The organism is Gemmatimonadales bacterium, assembly GCA_019637315.1.
Lineage (GTDB): Bacteria > Gemmatimonadota > Gemmatimonadetes > Gemmatimonadales > GWC2-71-9 > SHZU01.
The window spans coordinates 143,786-163,411 of sequence record JAHBVU010000009.1; the positions used below are offsets into that span (position 1 = coordinate 143,786).

General features: G+C 66.2%; 19 protein-coding genes. 11 read left to right on the forward strand and 8 right to left on the reverse strand.

Annotated features, from left to right (window positions below):
• Window positions 1-1,098, forward strand: coding sequence for a zinc-binding dehydrogenase (locus tag KF785_10700; protein ID MBX3147226.1), 1,098 nt, complete (start codon window positions 1-3; stop codon window positions 1,096-1,098).
• Window positions 1,099-1,201: 103 nt separating this feature from the next.
• On the opposite strand, the gene KF785_10705 is transcribed toward KF785_10700, so the two are convergent.
• The 4 genes from KF785_10705 to KF785_10720 are packed head-to-tail and all read right to left on the reverse strand — an operon-like array spanning window position 1,202 to window position 4,337.
• A complete protein-coding gene (locus tag KF785_10705) occupies window positions 1,202-2,113 on the reverse strand; it encodes a DUF4097 family beta strand repeat protein (GenBank protein ID MBX3147227.1) in 912 nt (303 codons plus the stop codon).
• The gene (locus KF785_10710; GenBank protein ID MBX3147228.1) at window positions 2,110-3,105 is read right to left on the reverse strand and encodes a DUF4097 family beta strand repeat protein; all 996 of its coding nucleotides are present in this window, start codon (window positions 3,103-3,105) and stop codon (window positions 2,110-2,112) included. Before KF785_10710 ends, KF785_10705 begins: the two co-directional genes overlap by 4 nt.
• Window positions 3,106-3,117: 12 nt before the next feature.
• Window positions 3,118-3,789 carry a zf-HC2 domain-containing protein gene (locus KF785_10715; protein ID MBX3147229.1) on the reverse strand — a complete coding sequence of 224 codons (672 nt, stop codon included), beginning with the start codon at window positions 3,787-3,789 and terminating at the stop codon, window positions 3,118-3,120.
• Window positions 3,790-3,803: 14 nt separating this feature from the next.
• A complete protein-coding gene (locus KF785_10720; GenBank protein MBX3147230.1) occupies window positions 3,804-4,337 on the reverse strand; it encodes an RNA polymerase sigma factor in 534 nt (177 codons plus the stop codon).
• A 163-nt stretch (window positions 4,338-4,500) separates the two neighbouring features.
• On the opposite strand from KF785_10720, the gene KF785_10725 reads away from it, so the two are divergent.
• From KF785_10725 to KF785_10740, 4 genes are read left to right on the forward strand one after another with little or no spacing between them, the layout of a single operon-like run.
• A complete protein-coding gene (locus KF785_10725; protein ID MBX3147231.1) occupies window positions 4,501-5,373 on the forward strand; it encodes an SPFH domain-containing protein in 873 nt (290 codons plus the stop codon).
• 10 nt (window positions 5,374-5,383) lie between these two features.
• Window positions 5,384-5,584: a hypothetical protein gene (locus KF785_10730; GenBank protein MBX3147232.1), complete on the forward strand. Its 201-nt coding sequence runs from the start codon at window positions 5,384-5,386 to the stop codon at window positions 5,582-5,584.
• Window positions 5,581-6,006, forward strand: coding sequence for a DUF3887 domain-containing protein (locus tag KF785_10735; protein ID MBX3147233.1), 426 nt, complete (start codon window positions 5,581-5,583; stop codon window positions 6,004-6,006). Before KF785_10730 ends, KF785_10735 begins: the two co-directional genes overlap by 4 nt.
• A 50-nt stretch (window positions 6,007-6,056) precedes the next feature.
• A complete protein-coding gene (locus KF785_10740) occupies window positions 6,057-6,491 on the forward strand; it encodes a hypothetical protein (GenBank protein ID MBX3147234.1) in 435 nt (144 codons plus the stop codon).
• Between the two features lie 7 nt (window positions 6,492-6,498).
• Here KF785_10740 and KF785_10745 read toward each other — a convergent pair whose 3' ends face one another.
• A complete protein-coding gene (locus KF785_10745; GenBank protein ID MBX3147235.1) occupies window positions 6,499-6,846 on the reverse strand; it encodes a hypothetical protein in 348 nt (115 codons plus the stop codon).
• The gene (locus KF785_10750) at window positions 6,843-9,344 is read right to left on the reverse strand and encodes a penicillin acylase family protein (GenBank protein MBX3147236.1); all 2,502 of its coding nucleotides are present in this window, start codon (window positions 9,342-9,344) and stop codon (window positions 6,843-6,845) included. The genes KF785_10745 and KF785_10750 overlap by 4 nt, the downstream gene beginning before the upstream one ends.
• Window positions 9,345-9,701: 357 nt before the next feature.
• Between KF785_10750 and KF785_10755 the strand changes: the two genes are divergently transcribed.
• The 3 genes from KF785_10755 to KF785_10765 are packed head-to-tail and all read left to right on the forward strand — an operon-like array spanning window position 9,702 to window position 13,082.
• Window positions 9,702-10,424, forward strand: coding sequence for a GntR family transcriptional regulator (locus tag KF785_10755; protein ID MBX3147237.1), 723 nt, complete (start codon window positions 9,702-9,704; stop codon window positions 10,422-10,424).
• Complete coding sequence (locus KF785_10760; protein MBX3147238.1) at window positions 10,424-11,764, forward strand: amino acid permease; 1,341 nt, start codon at window positions 10,424-10,426, stop codon at window positions 11,762-11,764. The genes KF785_10755 and KF785_10760 overlap by 1 nt, the downstream gene beginning before the upstream one ends.
• Window positions 11,757-13,082, forward strand: coding sequence for an amino acid permease (locus tag KF785_10765; protein ID MBX3147239.1), 1,326 nt, complete (start codon window positions 11,757-11,759; stop codon window positions 13,080-13,082). The genes KF785_10760 and KF785_10765 overlap by 8 nt, the downstream gene beginning before the upstream one ends.
• 68 nt (window positions 13,083-13,150) lie before the next feature.
• On the opposite strand, the gene KF785_10770 is transcribed toward KF785_10765, so the two are convergent.
• Both KF785_10770 and KF785_10775 read right to left on the reverse strand, forming a co-directional pair.
• On the reverse strand, window positions 13,151-15,775 hold the full coding sequence (locus KF785_10770) for an ABC transporter permease (GenBank protein ID MBX3147240.1): 2,625 nt from the start codon (window positions 15,773-15,775) through the stop codon (window positions 13,151-13,153).
• A gap of 15 nt (window positions 15,776-15,790) precedes the next feature.
• Complete coding sequence (locus KF785_10775) at window positions 15,791-16,084, reverse strand: PadR family transcriptional regulator (GenBank protein MBX3147241.1); 294 nt, start codon at window positions 16,082-16,084, stop codon at window positions 15,791-15,793.
• 231 nt (window positions 16,085-16,315) lie between these two features.
• On the opposite strand from KF785_10775, the gene KF785_10780 reads away from it, so the two are divergent.
• From KF785_10780 to KF785_10790, 3 genes are read left to right on the forward strand one after another with little or no spacing between them, the layout of a single operon-like run.
• The gene (locus KF785_10780) at window positions 16,316-16,903 is read left to right on the forward strand and encodes a TetR/AcrR family transcriptional regulator (protein ID MBX3147242.1); all 588 of its coding nucleotides are present in this window, start codon (window positions 16,316-16,318) and stop codon (window positions 16,901-16,903) included.
• A complete protein-coding gene (locus KF785_10785) occupies window positions 16,900-18,489 on the forward strand; it encodes a TolC family protein (protein MBX3147243.1) in 1,590 nt (529 codons plus the stop codon). The genes KF785_10780 and KF785_10785 overlap by 4 nt, the downstream gene beginning before the upstream one ends.
• Window positions 18,486-19,613, forward strand: a complete 1,128-nt coding sequence (locus KF785_10790) for an efflux RND transporter periplasmic adaptor subunit (protein MBX3147244.1) — start codon at window positions 18,486-18,488, stop codon at window positions 19,611-19,613. The genes KF785_10785 and KF785_10790 overlap by 4 nt, the downstream gene beginning before the upstream one ends.
• The last annotated feature ends 13 nt before the right edge of the window (window positions 19,614-19,626 follow it).

Genomic DNA, 19,626 nt, shown 5'->3' on the forward strand with positions numbered 1-19,626 from the left:
ATGTCGCGCTCCTGCCGTGCTGCCATCATTCCCGCTCCTGACCATGCGGTCGAACTGACCGAGATCGCGATTCCCGAGCTCGAACCGGGAGCGGCCCTCCTCGAGACGCTGTATTCCGAAGTCTGCGGCACCGATGTCCATCTGCACCATGGACGCCTGGCCGGGGTGCCTTACCCCCTGATTCCCGGTCACGTCTCGGTCGGTCGGATCGTGGAACTGGGGGGCCCCATCGCCGACCTCGACGGGATTCCTTTCCGCGAAGGCGACGTGGTGACCTTTCTCGATGTCCACGAAACCTGCAACGCGTGCTATCAGTGCCTCGTGGCGAAGCAGACGACCCGATGCCCGCATCGCAAAGTCTACGGGATCACTTACGGCGCCAAGGACGGACCGTTAGGCGGCTGGGCCGACAACCTCTGGATCAAGCCCGGCGTCAAGATGATTCGGCTCCCCGGCGCCCTGGCGCCCGAGACCTTCATCGGCGGCGGCTGCGGCCTGACCACCTCGATCCACGCGCTCGATCGCGCTGAGCTTCGACTGGGGCAGAGTGTTGCCGTGCTGGGCGTGGGACCGGTGGGGCAATCGGCCATTGCGCTCGCTGCGCTTTCCGGCGCCGGCACCGTGATTGCCATCGGCGCGCCGGACGATCGACTCGCGTTTGCCCGGAGGATGGGCGCAACCGATACCTTGAGCCTCTCGCAGAGTTCCGAGGAACGGACCGAGGCGGTCCGAGCCCTGACCGGCGGGCGCGGCGTCGACGTCGTGATCGAAGCCGCGGGACGGCCTGAAGCCGTGCCCCAGGCACTCGACCTCGTGCGGGACGGAGGCCGCGTCGTGGTGGTCGGACAGTATACCGATCATGGCCCGGTCGAGATCAATCCACATGGGCAGATCAATCGCAAGCATGTCGAGATCCGCGGCTGCTGGGGATCCGACTTCTCACACTTCCACCGTGCCGTGGCCATCGCGGCGCGGTTCCAGGACCGGGTTCCCTGGGCCGAGATGGTGTCGGCCCGTTATGACCTGACCCGAGCCGGCGAGGCGCTCCACGCCGTCGAACAGCAAACGGTCCTCAAGGCGCTCATCACGCCGCACTGACTGTTCTATGCACGGCTGGCGCTCGCTCACGGCGTGAGCAGGGCAGCCCCGGAACGCCCCGGCCGCCCGTTGCACCGGGCGACCGAAGCGACGATAGAGGGAATTAGCGGGTGGTGCGGATCGTGATGTTGCCGGAAAACGATTCCAGATCGAGCTGCGCGCCGCCATTGCCCCAGGTCCCGCTGGCGCGGTTCCGCCGACGCCGGGTATCCTGCTCAAGCGGAAACTCGGAGCGCACCCGACCACTGAACGTGTTCGCCGAGACGCGAGCGTCAGGCTGTTTCGGCAACGTCAGCAACACGTTCCCGCTCAGTGTTTTGAAATCGTAGCTGCCCCTTCCCTCGATCGATCCGGCGTAGTTGACATTCCCGCTCACGGTTTCGGCGCTCACCTCGCGAGCGCTGATCCCCTCGAGGTCCACGCTGCCGCTGACCGAGGAGGCCTCGAGCACGTCAGCCGTAGCGTCAATCAGTTCCAGGTGGCCCGAGACGGTCGCAAGGTCGATGCTGCCGCGGAGGTTGCGGCCCCAGACATCGCCGGAGACCGTCTTGAGGTCGAGGCGGAGGCCGGTCGGCACCTTGATGACAAAGTCCACCCGCGTGTCGTTGCGCTCGTTGCTGCTCCAGCGACCGTCACGGTGGCAGACGTTGTTGTCGCGGTTGCGATTGCGCCTGTTGTCCCGGTCGTCGCGGTCCTCGCGGTCGTCGCGGTCGTTCCGACGCCGGTCACTGCGCGAGTACTGCCCGGGGTAGTAGACGCAGATGGCCACGCCACCGTCGATCTCGACCGCCCGAATCTCGACGTCGTCCGCGTTGCCGTAGCGACCCTCGCGCTTGACCGCTTCGACCTGGACCGTTCGGCCGCTGGTCCCTTCGACCCGAACGTCGCCCACGATATTCCGCAGTGCAAACCGCTGTCCCTCCGCCAGATTGCGGTCGAACTTGAAGTCCTGCGCCTCGAGGCCCGCTGCGCCCCAGGCAGCGCCGATCGTGACCAACGCAACGACGACTTTCATGGCTCATCCCTCCCGTTGTCGATACTCGACATGATTGCTGCAGAAATCCCGGCCTCGAGGCTGTGTTCATCCCGATCCGGCCGTCCCCGATCCCGGTCTCGGCCCCGGTCCCTTCGGGAAGGTCGCGGTGATTCGAGTTCGGCAGTCCGCAGGATGCGGACGTTGCCGCTGAAGGTCTCGACGTCGATCGATGCGGTACCGGACCCGAGCCGATACCGGGTCAGACGACGGCTCTGACGCTCGCTCGACATCGAGAAACTCGATCGCACCGTTCCGCTCGAGACTGATGCGGCGATCGTGGCGTTGGCGTTGTCGGGCAGCGCCAGGGTGACGTTGCCGCTGTGGGACACCATCGTATAGGTGCCGCGATCGTCGATCGGCCCCTGGAAGACAACGTTGCCACTCACGACCTGCGCATCGACCGACCGCGACACGACGTTCCGCATATCGATGTTGCCGCTGACGCTCTCCGCGATCACGTCTCCTTCCACATCGGCAATCGCCACATCGTTCGAAACCGCTCGCACCTCGAGCCGACCCCGTGCTCCCGACACCTCGATTCGCCCCGATAACGCCGTCAGACTGATCGACTCCGTCCCGCCTCGCAGGGTGATGTTGCCCTCGAGCGTATTGGCCTTGACCGGCGCCCGGATCCCGTCGATCGAGATCTCGGCGCTCATTCCGCCCACATCGAGCGCCATCGAGGCCGGCACGGTCAACTCATAGTCCACGGCGCGCGGCATTCCCAGGCGGTCTCGGACCCGGACGTCGACCATCTGGCCCCGAACGTCGACCTCGACGCGCGCCCGTGCGGCGTGCATTGCCTGAATTCGCATTTCCTGGCGGTTCCAGGTGCGAATCAGGATATCGCCGTTCTGGTTCTGCAGCCGTAACCGCGCACCTTGCGGCACCGCGACCGTCGTATCGGTATCGAAGCGCGGTTGCTGCGCCGCGAGCGTCGACAGAAGCACCATCGTCAATGGAATCATCACACCATACCGTCCTTAAGTTTCCGAACCGAGGGCCCGGGCGGCCAGCCGGAGGACCGTCACTTTCTTCCGCAGGTGCGCCGCAATCTGACCATTGAGATACGCGTTGGCGCTGTCGCGTTGGATTGCCAGGCGTGCGTCGGCAATGGCGTCATCGATGGTCCGCAGGCTTTCCTCGACGACTCGCACGGTCGCGGTATCGAGACGATTCCGATTGGCGGCCAGTACCTCCTCAAGCTCAGCGACCGCGCGATCATAGGCTTCGCTGTCGAAGCCGGCCGGGATGGCCTGCCCGGCTATCGGCAGCTCGGCCACTGGCAGGGCGGCACCCGCCCGACTCTGCTGCGCCAGCCAGTACCCCCCGCCGCCGCCCAGCACGGCCAGCGTGATGCCGGCGGCCAGCAGGCGACGGGCGGAGCCACTCAGCCAGCGCCGACCAACCGGAAGCGGACGTACCCGGTCTGCTTCGATGGCGCTCGCGATCCCGGTCCAGAGGTCCCGCTCGGGAACACGGCCGCGGTAGTGCGGCGCGGCCACGACGATCTCCTCGAGATCGGCCAGCACCTCCCGGCAGGTGGCGCACGCCGCCAGATGGTCGGCAACCCGACGCCGGGTGACAGGATCGAGCTCCTCGTCGAGATACCCCGACAGCAGATCGGTCCATTCCGAATGCAGCGGTTCGCTCATCGTTGCCCTCCCACTCACGCCGCCAGGACACGGCGCAACATCATCCGCGCCCGGTGCAGCTGCGATCGCGACGTGCCCGGGTCGATCCCGAGCAGCGAAGCAATCTCGTCATGCTTGAATCCCTCCATGTCATGGAGGACGAAGATTTCCCGCGCCCCAGCCGGCAGCGCATCCACGGCGCGTTCGATGGCCACCCGAAGGTCCGGATGGTGAACCGGCGCGGCAATCGAGTCGAGCACCAGGTCGTCGGCCGTGTGGCGGGACCGGTGACGCCCGGCAACCTGTCGGCGTCGGAGCATGGCGTTGACCGCGACACGGTGGAGCCAGGTCCCGAAGGCGCTCTGCCCGGCAAAGGTGCCGATCTTCTGCCAGACCCGGATAAAGACGTCCTGCACGGCATCCTCCACCTCGGCCGGGTCGACCAGCCACCGCGCCAGCGCATTGACGCGTGCCACATGCGCGTGGTACAGCCGCTCGAACGCCGCGGCGTCCCCGCGCGCGGCCAACGCGACATCGTCGGTTTCCTTCACTGCAGGATGCAGCGACAACGCAGGCTCAACGGGCAAAGCGGCAGCGGCCAAACAAGGGTTCTCGTCGAGGTGTTCGGACGAATTGGACTACCCCACGGCCCCAAACGTTGGAAAACGGCGTGGTTGACCGCTGGATAGCAAAGTGATATCATATCGGTATCACCCTAACCGGACCCCCGAAATGGCGACGTTCCAAGAACGCGAAGTGCGACTTCCTTCCGGACTCCTCATGCTGGTCCTGTTGCTGGCCGCCCTCGGCGGAGCCGCCTGGGCATTCGTGTCGGGAGTCACCAGGGCGAACATACCGCTCGTGGTCGTGGCCGTCATTGGCGCGCTGGTTACGCTGGTTCTCCTAGGTGGCATCTTCGTGGTCAACCCGAACGAGGCCAGAGTCCTGACGCTGTTTGGCCGCTACACCGGGTCCAGTAAGACCGCCGGGATCTGGTACACCAATCCCTTTGCCGTCAAACACAAGCTGTCGCTTCGGGTTCGGAACTTCGAGACCGCCAAGCTCAAAGTGAACGACAGCCACTCCAACCCGATCGAAATCGGGGCGGTGGTCGTCTGGCAGGTCGTTGAGACGGCGCACGCCCTGTTCGAGGTCGACGACTACGAGAACTTCGTCCGGGTTCAGAGTGAAGCGGCCCTGCGGCAGCTGGCCTCCTCGTACCCGTACGACTCCCATAGCGATGAGGCATCGCTGAGTGGCAGTCCCGCCGAGGTGGCCAAGCTGCTCGAGACACACGTGCAGGAGCGGCTCGAAAAAGCTGGGGTGCATGTGCTCGAAACCCGCATCAGCCACCTGGCGTATGCCCCGGAGATCGCCCAGGCCATGCTCCAGCGGCAACAAGCGGCCGCGATCGTGGCGGCGCGCTACAAGATCGTCGAGGGTGCGGTCGGGATGGTCGAGAGCGCCCTGGAAATGCTCTCGGCGCGGGGCGTCATCAATCTCGATGACGAACGCAAGGCCGCGATGGTGTCGAACCTGCTGGTCGTGCTGTGCGGCGAACGGGCTACCCAACCCGTCGTCAACACCGGCACGCTGTACAGCTGACCGTCGACTCGTGGCGGAACGCAAGTCGGTTCTGATCCGCATCGACCCGGCGCTGCACGAAAGCTTGCAGCGCTGGGCAGCGGATGAGTTCCGCAGCCTGAACGGGCAGATCGAGTATGCCCTCAAGCAGGCGCTGGCGCAGGCAGGACGCGGGCGAGCCCGCGGGAACGAGTTGTCAGAGTCAGATCCTTCTTTGCCGGAGCCGTTATGAATATTTCGATCCTTGCAGCCGCGCTCATCATCGGGATCGGCGCGGCGGTTCCACCCGCCTCGCTCTCGAGCGCCGCGGCGTCCGGGCCCGCTGGCTCTGCTGTCCGGCAGGACCCCGACGTGATCGAGCGAGCCAAGCGGGTGGTCAGTCATCTCCGCGCCGGCGAGTTTGAGCAGGCGACGGCCACCTGGGACTCGACCATGGCGGTTCAGCTGCCCGCTGCCAAGCTGGCTGATGCCTGGAAACAATTGACCACACAAGTCGGCGCCTTCAGCGCAGCTGGAACACCAACCGTGGTCGAACAGGGAGCGATCCGCGTGGTTCTGGTGCCCCTGACATTCGAGCACGCCGAACTCGTTGCGCAAATCGCCTATAACAGCGAGAATAAGGTGACGGGCCTCTTTTTCGTTCCCAAGGCCTGATGCCTGTTTTTCAGTCTCGACCTTGTCAGTCTCGACCTTGGAGGTTTCCCATGGCAAGACTTGCCGCGCTCCTCGTTCTCACCGCCTTGACCGCATCGGTGGCGGCGGCTCCGGCCGTGGCACAAGACCAACCCGAGAAAGCCAAGCAAGAGAAGAAACCGAAGCGGAATCCTGATGTCATCACGATGGACGAGATCGACGACGTACGCAATCAGGTTTCGAACGGAATGGAAATCGTACAGCGCCTTCGGCCCACGTTCCTCCGGACCCGCGGCGCCACCACCATGATGAGCGGCTCATCGGCCAATGCGACCCCACGGCCGCGGGTCGTGCTCGATGGAAGTCCGCACGGCGATGTCGAGACGCTCCGCCAGATCAGCGCCATTTCGATCATGGAGATTCGCTACCTGAGCGGCACCAACGCCAGTACGAAGTATGGAACCGATTACGGCGGCGGGGCAATCCTCGTTACGACGCGCCGCTAACAAGCTGCTAGGTCCGGGGCGGCACCTTGCGCAGGGCCGCCCCGACCATCGCGCCACCCATGCCGAGCACAACACTGAGCAGCAGCGTCAGGGCGGCGAGGACCAGACTGGGCACCGGCAGCAGCTGATTGAGCAGGTCGGTCAACCCCGAGAAGTTGTCGACCCGCGCACTCCGAAACAGCAGGATCCCCCACCCGAGTAGCGCACCGAGCGGTACCGCCACGAGCGGTCGAGCCCGCTCCGGAGCCGCGAACCCCGCCACAACGGCCACGACTGCAAGCGCCCACCATCCCACGGCGAGCGTCCCAAATCCCGCCGCGTTGGCCGTTACCAGCAGCCAGAAGAACACCATCATCGGCTGGCCCCCGTGAAAGTCAGGCGGCTCGGGGTACCGGCAGGAAACTCGTCTACCGACGCCGGCACGACCAGGGAGTCCAGTTGCCCCGTCAGCCAGGCGGGGAGCTGGTCCCGGTAATGCCGGCTAACGGGATTGCCCGACTGGCCGCCGGGGTAGATACCCCAAGCGCGCACCTCAGCGCCGAGTTCCACCACCATACGCCAACTGGCCCCGAAGGTTCCGCGCCCGCTGGTGGGGCTCAAGGTGCTCGGACCACCGCTCACGCTCAGCCCCAAGGCCGACAGCGCGGGGATGCGCAGGAGGTGGTGGACATTGGCGCTATGCACCTTGTTCCACTGCCACGACTCGCCGGGCGGACCATGCCTTGCGATGACAGAGTCGAGGCCCGCGGCCAGCGCCATCTCGACGATGTCGTCCCGCGTCTCGATGGTCGCCTCGGTGCGCCGGTCGTCCCACCAGCTGTTCTGCGGCTGACCGAGAAGACCAAACAGCAGCGCATCGGCCGGCCGGGGAGGCGCCTCATTCGGCAACCGAACGGCGCTATCTGGCCCGGCGAGTTCGTCCCAGGTCCGCCGCGCCAGCTCGGCCATGACCGCTTCGAACAACACCGCACCGGTACTCGTCAGGGTGTAGCGTCGGTCCCATGCCGCCAGCAGCGCACGGGCATCCCGCGCCTTGTCGGGGGCCCCGGCAAGCCGGGCAGCCGATAGCCCGGCTCCGAGCAGGTGCGGCATGAAGGCATCGGCTCGGGCACTGCCGGGGTCCACCTGCCACCGTCGCATCACATCGGCCGTCACGGCGGGCTCCGCGCGCAGCAGATCGTTGATCCGGATGGCACGCCAGGGGCTGTACCAATGGGCGCCGAAATACCGCGAGTTGGCGGCAGGATCGACCGGTTGCTGGTTTGCCGATGCGAGGAATCCCTGCGGCGGATCCTGGGCAAAGGGATACTCGGCGAGAGGCAGATTGGCCGTCCAATCCGCGGCTGACTGTGAGCCGTCCCGAATCACATCGCCCCGCCCCGAATACGGCCGGATCGGGAACGTCCCGGTCGATCGGATCGCAATGGAACCGTGGCGATCGGCGACGAGCATATTTTGCGCAGGTACCGCGAACCCGGCTGTGGCCGCTAGAAACTCCGGAACCGATCGGACCCGCTCGATCGCCTGAAACTCCGCGCCGCTCATCTCGGACCGGTAGACCGTCCAGGCCATCGAGAGCCATCCGCCATCGACCTGCCAGAGCGGGCCGCGATGGGTGAACCGAACCGTATCGATGGCCAGGACAGCCCCGGAGGGCGATCGGTAGGTCTCGACCCGGAGCTCGAGCGGGTGCCAGGTTCCGTCCAGCTGATAGGTGGTTGGAACGCCCGCGTCGTCGACGGTCTCCCGGTAGAAGTCGCTGACGTCGGCGCCCGTGTTAGTGAAAGACCAGGCGATGTCGCGGTTGAAGCCGATGATGACCCACGGCGCGCCGGGTAGCGTGACCCCTGCCACATCGAGCTGGCCGGGAACGACCAGGTGGGCCTGATACCAGATCGAAGGAAGCGACAGCTCGAGGTGGGGATCTCCCGCCAGCAGGGTCCGCCCCGAGGCGGATCGGAAGGGAGCCACCGCCCAGTTGTTACTCCCAATGGCATCATCGGCGCTGGCACGGGTTCCGGCGAGCCAGCGCGGCAGGGCATCGAAGCCGGCGAGCAGCGCCCCCGCGGCGGAGTCTGGGGGGCCTGGAGGTGGAATCGGTCCGAACCTGACCCGGGTCGTGTCTCCGGGGTTGGGCTGAATCGGCTCCTGTATCGGTGCCTCGACCGGGAACAAAGCCTCGGCAGCCTGCCAGCCGACCCGCGCGGCCGCGCGCGCCTTCACGATCGACGGATCGTTGTAGGCAAGCATCAACGCCATCCGGGCCAGCAGCAGGTAGGTGTTGCGGGCGTCCCATCGGGCCGGCTGCTTGCCCAGCAGACGGTACTCGAGGGGAACGTCACCCGGCCGCATCGACCCGATCCAGGCATTGACCCCTTCAGCATACGCCGTCATGGCGCGAAATGCCCCACTCTGGCTGTCGACCGCGGCCAAGCGGCGCTCGACGAGGCGACTGAAACCGAACCTGCGAGACTCGCGATCGAGGGGGAGCGCGCGCGCGCCGACCAGTTCGGTCAGTGTGCCTGCGGCAGCCCGGGTCTGGAGTTCGAGCTGGAACAGACGGTCGCGGGCGACGAGGTACCCAAGCGCACGATACGCGTCGAGTTCGTCGTCTGCATAGATGTGGGGCACTCCGCGCCCGTCGACAACGGCCTGGACCTCGCCCTCAAAGATTCGGGATCGGATGGTGCGCTCGCCGAGCGGCAGCGCGGCGCGCGCGGTGGCCCAGACCCCGTGCGCCGGGTCGAGCAGCGGGCCAAGCGGCGGGAGGGGCCCCGCTCCGCGGACAGCTACGGCGACGGCGGAGCCGAGCAGCAAGAGACCGCCAATGGCAGTGAGGATGCGACGGTTCATAGGATGTGGCGCACAAGGTCCGCGCAACCGGCTGCATTGTCAAGCACTCTGATAGGGCCGATCGGCCCTACTGGCTTCGTTCGGGGCTGGCGCAAGTGCCGACCTTGCTCGTAAGTTTGTATACAAATCTGTTTCGCGTCGCGTCTCCTGTCCCGCGACCGCCGTTTTCCTGAACATTGTTCGTTACCGCGACCACGAGGCATTATCGTAGCGATGCACTGCCGGTGCGCAACGCGCCACTCGTGGCTTGCGCCGGCGGTATCCTGACACCCGTTTCGACGGAGTTGCCGTGACAATCGAAGCAAGCCATTCGACTGTGTCTGGCGCCGCCCTGCGGCGCAGGGGTGGGCCGACCCAATGACCCCCCGCAAACGGAGCACCACCCGTCCGAGCCGGCGCGCCCCGCGGCCGAAACAAGTCTACGAACAGCTGAGGGAACTCATCGTACTGGGGCGGCTGGCCCCCGGGAGCCGTCTCGTCGAAACGGACATCGCCAGTCGCTTCGGGGTCAGCCGCACTCCGGTGCGGGGTGCGCTGCAGCGGCTGCAGCAGGAGGGCTACATCGTCGACTCGCCCGCGATGCGTCAATCGCGGCCGACGGTCGCCCCGCTCACGGGTGAGGATGCCCACGAGCTATTCAATATCGTCGCACAACTGGAAGCGCTCGCCGCAGCCAGCGCGGCCGAGCTGCCGGCGGCGCAGCGTCAGACGCTGGTCAAGAGTCTGACCGCGATCAACAACGATTTCAAGAAGGCAGCCCAGGCGAGCCGACCCGACCACAATCGACTCTGGGACCTCGACGAACAGTTCCACAACCTCACCGTACAGGTGGCTGGGGGGCCACGGCTGCTGTTGCTGCATAGCTCGGTCAAGCCGCAGGCGGAACGCTATGAGCGGCTGTATGTGAGCTACCTGACCGGCGAGATCGCCACCTCGGCGGCGGAGCACAAGGCGATCATCAACGCCATTGCGGCTGGCAATGCGGAGAAAGCAAAGGAAGCGGTGGAAATCAACTGGCGCAACGCAGCCGACCGGCTGGGACGTGTCATCGAACGAGTCGGCGATCGGGGGCGGTGGTAATGGCGGAACTGAAACGTGTGTTCACCGCGAAAACGGTCGCGCTGCTGACCGTGGGCGGGGTGATCGGATCCGGAATCTTCCTGGTGCCGGGACGTGTCCTCGAAGCCTCCGGTGGCACCATCGGGGTGGCCACGTCGGTCTGGATCCTCGGTGGCCTGCTCTCGTTCATGGGTGCGCTCAGCTATGCGGAGCTGGCGGCGGCCAACCCGAAGGCCGGCGGCCTGTACGTCTATCTCCGCGAGGCCTTCGGACCGGCGGTCGCCTTTGCATTCGGGTGGACCCTCTTCGTCGTGATCGCTTCGGGCACGGTTGCGGCCCTGGCGGTCGCGTCCGCGACCTACATTGCCGGTCTGATTCCGATGGGCGACCTGGCCCAGCAGATCCTAGCCGTGGTGCTCGCCCTGCTGATTACCGCCATCAACACGACGGGCACCTCGCGCAGCGCAACCATTTTCAGCATCGGCACCGTCCTCAAAGTCGGCGCCATCGTCGTGCTGATCGTGGCGCTGCCGCTGCTGGGGAACGGCTTCGAGCAGGTCGACCGGGTCTGGCCGGCCAGCTTCGACTTCAGTCTGCTGACCGCGGCAGGGCTCGCGGTCATTGCGGTCCTTTGGGCCTACGAGGGTTGGCAGTACGTGACCTTCGTCGCGGGAGAAACGATCGACCCGCAGCGAAACTTTCCCAGGGGTCTGGCCCTCGGCACGCTGGCACTGGTGCTGATCTACGTCGCCGCGGTCCTGGCCTACACGGCTGCGCTCGGTCCTGCCGACCTGATGGCGTCGAACCGCGTGGCAATCGACGCCACCAGCCGGCTGCTCGGCCCGATGGCCGGGACCCTGATTGCGATTCCGATCATCATCTCGATGCTGACGGCTGCGCAGGCAAACTCGCTGACCAGTTCCCGGGTCTACTATGCGATGGCCAGGGACGGGATTTTCTTCCGGCGGATGGCCACGGTGCATCCGCGCTGGGGAACGCCGGCGGTTGCGCTGATTGCATCCGGTGTCTGGGCCGCGGCACTCGCCGCATCCGGTACCTTCGATGTGCTGCTCGAGTACGTCGTCTTCGTTGGCTGGATCTTCTATTCGCTGGTCGGACTGGCGGTCGTGGTGCTCCGCCGCAAGCAGCCCGACCTGCCCCGCCCGTTCAAGGTTCCGGGCTACCCGTTCACGCCGCTCCTGTTCGTGCTGGCGGGATTCGCCATCGTGTTGAATACGGTGGTCCAGGATCCTCGTAAGGGACTGATCGGGATCGGTGCCACACTGCTCGCGTTCCCGGTCTATTACATCTGGCGACGGCTGCCGTCGTCCTCATCTGCGCGTGGAGCTGGCGATGTCTGACGAACTCAAGCGGACCCTGACGGCCAAGGATGTGGCCGTCATCACCATGGGCACCATCATCGGCTCGGGCATCTTTCTCACCCCGGGCGGCGTCATGGCCAACTCTGGCGGCTATGTCGGCATGGCCATCGGGGTGTGGATTGTGGGCGGCATTCTGACCTTGCTCGGTGCGCTGACGTACGCCGAGCTGGGCTGCACGCGCACCGGCACCGGCGGCCTCTACGCCTACATCCGCGATGCGTTCGGGCCGGTCTGGGCGTTCATGTACGGATGGACGCTCTTCGTCGTGATCGCAAGTGGCTCGCTGGCCGCGCTGGCCGTCGCGACGGGTGACAATATGGCCGCCCTCTTCCCAGGCCTTTCGGGCGTGGGCAAGAAGGTCGTTGCCCTGGTCGTGCTGGGCACGCTCGCATTCCTCAACCTCCGCGGCACCAAGCAAAGCGCGACTGTCCTGACGGTGGCAACCGCGGCCAAGGCGCTGGCGCTGGTCTTCCTGATTGTCGCCCTCCCGTTGTTCGGCACCGGATTGTCTGAGGTAACCGAGGCCATGCCGCCCAGCTGGAATGCCACGCTCTTGAGTGGCGGCCTGCTGGCCATGATCAGCGTGCTCTGGGCCTACGAAGGGTGGCAATACGCCACCTTCATCGGCGGCGAGGTCAAGGATCCGCAGCGCAACTTTCCGCGCGGGCTGGTCTTCGGTACCCTGGCGATCATCGTGATCTATGTGCTGACCAACGTCGGATACGTCGCCGGGCTCGGCCCCACGAAGCTCTCCCTCTCCACCACGGTGGCCTCCGATGCGGTCGGCAACACTTTCGGACCCACCGCGGCGCGCCTGATCGCGATTCCGGTCCTGATCTCGATCATCAGCGCTGCGCATGCCATCATCCTGACGGCGTCGCGCGTCTTCTACGCCATGGCCAAGGACGGCATCTTCTTCAAGAAGCTGGGCGAGGTTCACCCCCAGTTCGGGACTCCGGCGAATTCCATCATCGCCATTGCCGGATGGGGAGCCGTACTCGCCATGAGCGGCACCTTCGGCATTCTGCTCACCTATGTCGTCTTCATCGGCTGGATTTTCTACGGACTCGGCGGGCTCAGCGTGATCGTCTTCCGACGCCGGGAACCGGACGCTCCGCGCCCGTTCAAGGTGCCGTTCTACCCGATCACCCCGATTCTCTTTGTTCTGTCGGCGGCCGTCATCGTTCTGAACACCGTCTACAACAACCCGCTTCAGGGCGTCATCGGCCTGGGCGGCGTCATGCTCGGTCTGCCCGTGTACCTCTGGTGGAGACGATCGAATTCGGTAGCACGCTAGGTGCGGGGAGGGGCAGGCCGAACTCGGCCTGCCCCTCGTCAATGTCCGGGATGCCCCGGTCTGGACGCCTAGTCACGTCGCAGTGAATCCATTGGACTGAGTCGCGAGGCCCGGGTTGCCGGAACTGCCGCCGCTGCAAGCCCGGTGGCAGCCAGGACCAGCGCAGCAAGACTGATACTGACCGGATCCGACGCAGAAACCCCATACACGAACCTCGACGCTGTCCGGGCCAGCAGCAGCACCAGCACCAAGCCCGCCGCGATACCCGCGCCGACCGGCAGGACACCCCGCAGAATCACCTCGCGAAGCACCTGCCCCGGCGCCGCGCCGAGCGCCATGCGAACACCAAGCTCAGCCCGGCGACGCGCGACCGAGTAGGACACCACAGAGTACACCCCAACGGTGCCCAGCACCAACGCCACGCCTGCGAACACCGTCAGGAAAAACCGAAGCTGAATCGACTCTGCAAACGATCCGGCAACGACCTCCTCCATCGTGACCGGACGAGCCGTCGCGAATCGCCGATCCGTTTCGTTGACGATCCGCGCCACCGCAGCAAAGACGGGCGCTGCGGCGCCTTCCACTCGTAGCACCATCGTCTTGCTCAAGGCCGGAAACCCGCGCTGTTCGTCGGGCACGTAGAGCACGAAAGGATTGGCTCCCGTTGCTCGTTCACTCCGAACATCCTCGGCCACCCCGACGACGGTGATGGGGGTGCCCACGCCGGCGACACCAGTGCGCACCTGACGCCCAATCGGATCCTGCCCTGGCCAGGCATGCTCCGCAAATGAGGCGCTGACGATGGCGACCGGCTGGGTATCGGTCCGGTCGGTCGTCTCGAACCCGCGTCCTCGGAGCACCGCGATGCCCATCGCTTCGAAGTAGCTGGGGGAAACCGGTCGGTAGAGGCTGTTGGGGGCGGTGGTACCCTGCAACACCGGGTTGCCCTCGACGGAGACGGGACCTTGCCACCCGCCGTCCCGAATCGGCAGGCGGCTGGTATAGGCAATCTTGCCAACCCCTGGTAGCTGCGCGACACGTTCGGCCACCAACGCATACGTCTGAACTCGATCGGCATCCGTCTGATCGAGTGACATGCCGACCACATCGACTGCCACCACCTGCGCAGTCTCGAAGCCGAGATCGATGGCCAGCAGCCGTGAGACGGAGCGAACCAGCAGCAGCGCGCCCACCACGAGGATGACCGCCACCGCCGCCTCGATCCCCACGAATAGCTCGTGCGCCCGGCTGGTGCCGCGCGCAAGGCCAAGGCCGCTCCGGCTTCCCGAAATGCCCGATCCGCCCCCGCGCAGCACATCACGCACCGGCGCCAATGCGACTGCCAGACCCACGAGGGTCGCAACCGCAAAGGAGGTCAAGAGAATTGACCAGTCGAGGGTCACGATGGTCGCCATGCCATCACGAAGGGGCAGGCCCCGGACCAGCAACGGAAACCCCGCCAGGGCAATCCCCACACCCACGACCGCGGCCAGCACGGAAAACGTGAGTGACTCGGCAATGATCTGACGCGCCAACCGGGCGCGGCCCGCACCAAGCGCCGCACGGAGCGCCATCTCGTCGCCCCGATCTGTCGTCCGTGCCAGAACGAGAGCGGCCACATTGGCGCAGGCCATCAGGAGGAGGAGCGCACCGGCGCCAAGCAGCAGCAACAGGACGGGGCGGACGTTACCGACCAGGTAATCTCGCAAGGTGCGAAGCGAGGCGTCCTTGGTTTTGTCCCATGCCGCCGGGTATGTGAAGCGCTCGCCCAGCGCCTGCGTGAAGGTCGCCAGCTCGTGCTGCTCCTGGGCTGGGGTCGTTCCCGGCCTGAGGCGGCCGAGGATCACCAGCCAGCCGTTACCCTGATACCGTCCGCTGGCGGGGTCGAGGTCGAGCGGCGACCAGAGGTCATACTCCGGCGTGGGGAAATAGAAATCGCGGGGCATCACCCCGATCACAGTGGTCGATCGTCCGTCGAGGACGATTGCCCGTCCAAGGATCGCGGGATCGGCGCCGAATTGTCGCTGCCAGAGTCGGTGGCTCAGCACAACCCCGCGTTCAGCGCCGGGCCGATCCTCGCCGGCTCGGAAGGTCCGCCCGAGCGCCGGAGCGGAGCCCAGCACGTCGAAAAGCTCAGCCGATACGGCTCCGGCCAGCAGCACCGTACTCCCGGCCTCGGTGCGCAAGGTCGTGCCGTCGCTGCCGTAGGCAGCAAGCCGCGAGAAGGCGCTGGTCCGCTCCTGCAGAAAGTCGAACTCGACGCCGCGCCAGCTCGTGTCCATCCAGAGCACGCGGAGTGCGCTTTCATCAGCTACCGGCAGCGGTCGCAGCAACACGGCTCGCACCACGCCGAACAAGCCCACGGTGGCACCGATCCCGAGCGCCAGCGTCAGCACGCCAAGTACCGAGTAGGCCGGTCGGCGCCGGAACTGCCGCAGCGCCTGCCGAACATCGGTTCCGAGGTCGCGGACCCACCCGACACCCCAGGCGTCGCGAATCTCCTGTCGGGGCCGAACCTCACCGCCGAAACGGCGCCGAGCCTCTGCCTCGGCGGCCGCCGGCTCCCATCCCTGGCCGATCAGCTTCTCCGCCTGCATGATTCGGTGAAAGTCGATCTCGCGATCCAACTCCCGCTCCAGCCGCCGCCCGAACACCACGGCGCGAAGCCGGAACCACAAGTCCTTGGCCTTCATTCGCACCTCCGCCGTTCAGGTTGACAGAGCCATGACTTGGGCAACGCCGGCCACGAGCCGAGTCCAATGCTCGGTCTCTGCACGCAGCTGGCCCGCGCCGGCAGGCGTCAGGGCGTAGTAGCGGGCCCGCCGGCCAGCTGGGGAGTCGGCCCAGTACGATCGGATCCACCCTTCACGAGTCAATCGGTGGAGCGAGGCATAGAGCGAGCCTGGCTGAATCTTGAGTCGATCGCCCGATCGTGCCTCAATCGACTCCGAGATTCCCCAACCATGCATCGGCTCGACCGAGACGGTCTTCAGGATCAGCATGTCCAGCGTTCCGCGGATGATCGAGGTGTCCGTACCCACCGAGCCCCCTGTCGGTTACCGAGAGTAAGATACCGAGGTACGGCGAAGCGTTGCCTCGGCGGGAGACAATCAGCCTTGGGGGAGGGACCCGTCGGGTGGTTTGTCGTGGGGGCGATCCAGGCGACTGACCTGACACCTGCAAGCAAGTGGCCACTTGCTTGCAGGGACACACCTCCCTTAGCTTGTCGCGCCATGGAACTCCGTGAACGGATTCTCGACGCCGCCGCCCGGGTGTACTCCGAGACCGGCTTTCGAGGCGCAACGACCCGACTGATCGCCGAACGAGCCGGGGTCAATGAAATCACCTTGTTTCGGCATTTTGGGTCGAAGGAGCGGCTGCTGCGCGAGGCGGTCCACTGCGCCAGCACGGGCACCGAGGATTCGGCCTGCCACTTCCCGGCTCACGGCGAGGCCCCGGGAACCGATATCCGGAACTGGGCTCGATCAGTCTTCCAGACACTGTACGAGCAGCGCGGCCTGATCCGAAAGGCCATCGGAGAGGCCGAAGAGCACCCGGAGCTTCTCCCTGCCGACCAGACCCACGCTGCCTGCGCACAGCGAGCCCTGGAAGGCTATCTCGAATCGCTCCGCCAGGCCAATCACATCACGACCGATGTCGACCTTCAGGCATCGGTCAAGCTTCTCCTGGGAGCCATTTTTGCCGAGGCGATGACCGGTGACCTCTTCCCCGATCAGCATCGACCCTCCCCTGATCAAACCGTTGACCAGTTCGTCACGCTCTTTCTGAGAGCCCTCGGCATCAAGGAGACCGACAGGTGAGACGCCTTCGTCCGTGGTTCGCATCCGCGGTGCTGCTCACCGCGCTCAACACCGGCCTTACTGGCCAGGCAACCGACGCTCGACCGCTCTCCCTGGAGGAGGCGCTCCGCCTGGCTCGCCCGGCCAGCGAAGCCGTCGCGCTCGCACGCGTGGCCGTCGATCGAGCCCGGGGGCAGCATCAGGTCGCCCGCAGCGGCCTGCTACCCCAGCTGAGCGGCTCGCTTTCCTACACTCGACAGCTGCGCTCACAGTTCGAGAACGTCTTTGGCTCGAGCGAGCCCGACACGGCGAGCGTGCCCGCACCGTCGAGTTGCGATGCCTTTGCCGCCGACCCGACCCGACCGATCGCTGACCGGCTCGACGCATTGGAGCGATCCGTTGCCTGCGTCACGACGGTCAATCCGTTCGGCTCCTTCAGCAACCTGCCGTTCGGACAGCGCAACACCTATACCCTGGGCCTCACCGCCAGCCAGATGGTGTTCGACGGCGGCAGGACACTCGGCAACATCCGGGCAGCCAACGCGGGCCGGTCGAGCGCAGCAATCGGTGTTACCTCCGCCGAAGCCCAGCTCATCGTCGATGTCGTCAACGCCTACTACGATGCCGTTCTGGGCGACCGCCTGCTCGAGATCGCCACGACCGCGCTGGCGCAATCTGATACCACGCTGGCGCAGACTCGACTTCGTCACGATTTGGGGACGGTACCCGAGTTCGATCTGCTGCGGGCCACGGTTGCCCGGGACAATCAGCGCCCCGTCGTGATCCAAGCCAAGGCCCGCCGGGACCTGGCACACCTTCGCCTCCGTCAGCATCTGGATCTGCGAGGCGATGAGCCGCTCGTCCTGACAACCGCCCTGACCGACACGGCCCTGGCCAGCACACCTAGTCTTGCAGCGATGGCCAGCGCTTCGCCTGACACGGCGGCAGCCAACCGGGCGACGGTCCGTCAGGCGGCGGAGGCCGTGCGCGCTCAGGAGGGACTGGATCAGGCGTCTCGCGCCCAGCGGCTCCCGGCGCTGACCCTGTCGAGCCAGTACACCCGGATCGGCTATCCCTCGCGCGGGTTCCCGGCCTGGGACGAGTTCCTGACAGACTGGAACGTCGCGCTTGGTGTGCAAGTGCCGATCTTTACCGGCGGCCGACTGAGCGGCGACCGCACCCAGGCACGGGCCGCCGTTGCGGAGGCCAAGCTTCGACACCAGCAGGCCACCAAGGCCGCCGCACTCGACGGCTACAATGCCGTGGCGCAGCGGGATGCGGCCCTCGCTGCCTGGTCGGCAAGCGAAGGCACCGCCAACCAGGCTGCCCGCGCCTATCAGATTGCCGAGCTCAGGTTCCGTGAGGGCATTTCAACCCAGACGGAACTGCTCGATGCCCGCCTCGCTCTGCAGCAGGCGGAAACCAATCGCGCTCAGGCCGCCCGTGACCTCCAGATCGCCAAGGTCCGCCTGGCACTGCTCGCCGATTTGCCACTGGGTGCCCAAGACGCAGGCATCGTTCAGCCCTCGGCTGCCCCCGCACCATCACCACCTCAGGCCGCGCCGCGCGCGGCTACCGCAACGACTGGAAATCAGAGGCTCCCATGAGTCGCCCGCAGAGCATTGCCCTCCTCGCCGTCCTGACAGGATTCAGCCTGCTGGGCTGCGGCAACGGATCCAACGCGGCGGACGCACCGGTCGAGACCCCGGCGGCTCTGGTAGGCGCGGAGAATCTGGCCATCGCCGAGCAGCGCCAGATCCTGGATGGGCCCGTGGTCTCCGGCACGCTGACCGCCGAACGGACCGCGACGATTCGCGCCGAGATGAGCACGACCGTGGCCCAGGTGAATGTCGAGGCCGGCCAGCCGGTTGCCCGCGGCCAGTCGCTCGGACGTCTCAATGACGACGGGGTCCGGGATGCGGCCCTGTCGGCGCGCTCCGGTGTCCGGACCGCGACCGAGGCGCTGGTACTCGCCAATCGCAACGTGGATCGGGCCGACAAGCTGGCCAAGGCTGGCGCGGTTGCCGAGAGCGAACTCGAGCAGGCCCGCCAGCTGGCGCTCAACGCCGAAGCGCAGCTTGCGGACGCCAAAGCCCGGCAGGCGGCGGCCGACAAGCAGCTGGCCAATACGGAGCTCCGGGCGCCGATCGGTGGCGTCGTCAGCGAGCGCCATGTCAACGTGGGTGACAATGTGTCGCCGGGAACCGCCCTCATTACCGTGGTCGACCCCAACAGTCTCCGGCTCGAGGCCCAGGTACCAGTAACGGCGGTGTCAGCTCTCAAGCCGGGCACGCCAGTTCCCTTCGCGGTCGACGGGTATCCCGACCGCCGGTTCGAAGGCAAAGTGACTCGGATCAACCCCGCCGTGGATCCAGCAACCCGTCAGGTGCGCATTACCGTTGGTTTGCCGAACGCCTCCGGGCGCCTGGTTGCCGGCCTCTTTGCGCAGGGTCAGGTCGGCACCGTGCAGCGCGACGGGATCGTGGTCCCGACATCGGCCGTGGATCGGCGTGGTATCAGACCGACTGTCACCCGAATCGCCGGCGGGGTTGCTCAGCGCATCGAAGTGACCCTGGGTATCGAAGATCAGGCCCGGGAACAGATCGAAGTCATCGAGGGTATCGCAGCCGGAGACACCGTCATCACCGGGGCGGCGCGCGGCATCCAGCCCGGAACTCGGGTGCGGGCATCGGTCTCGGCCGAGCGCCCGGCGTCTCCGGCTACGCGGTAACAAGAGGACAGCA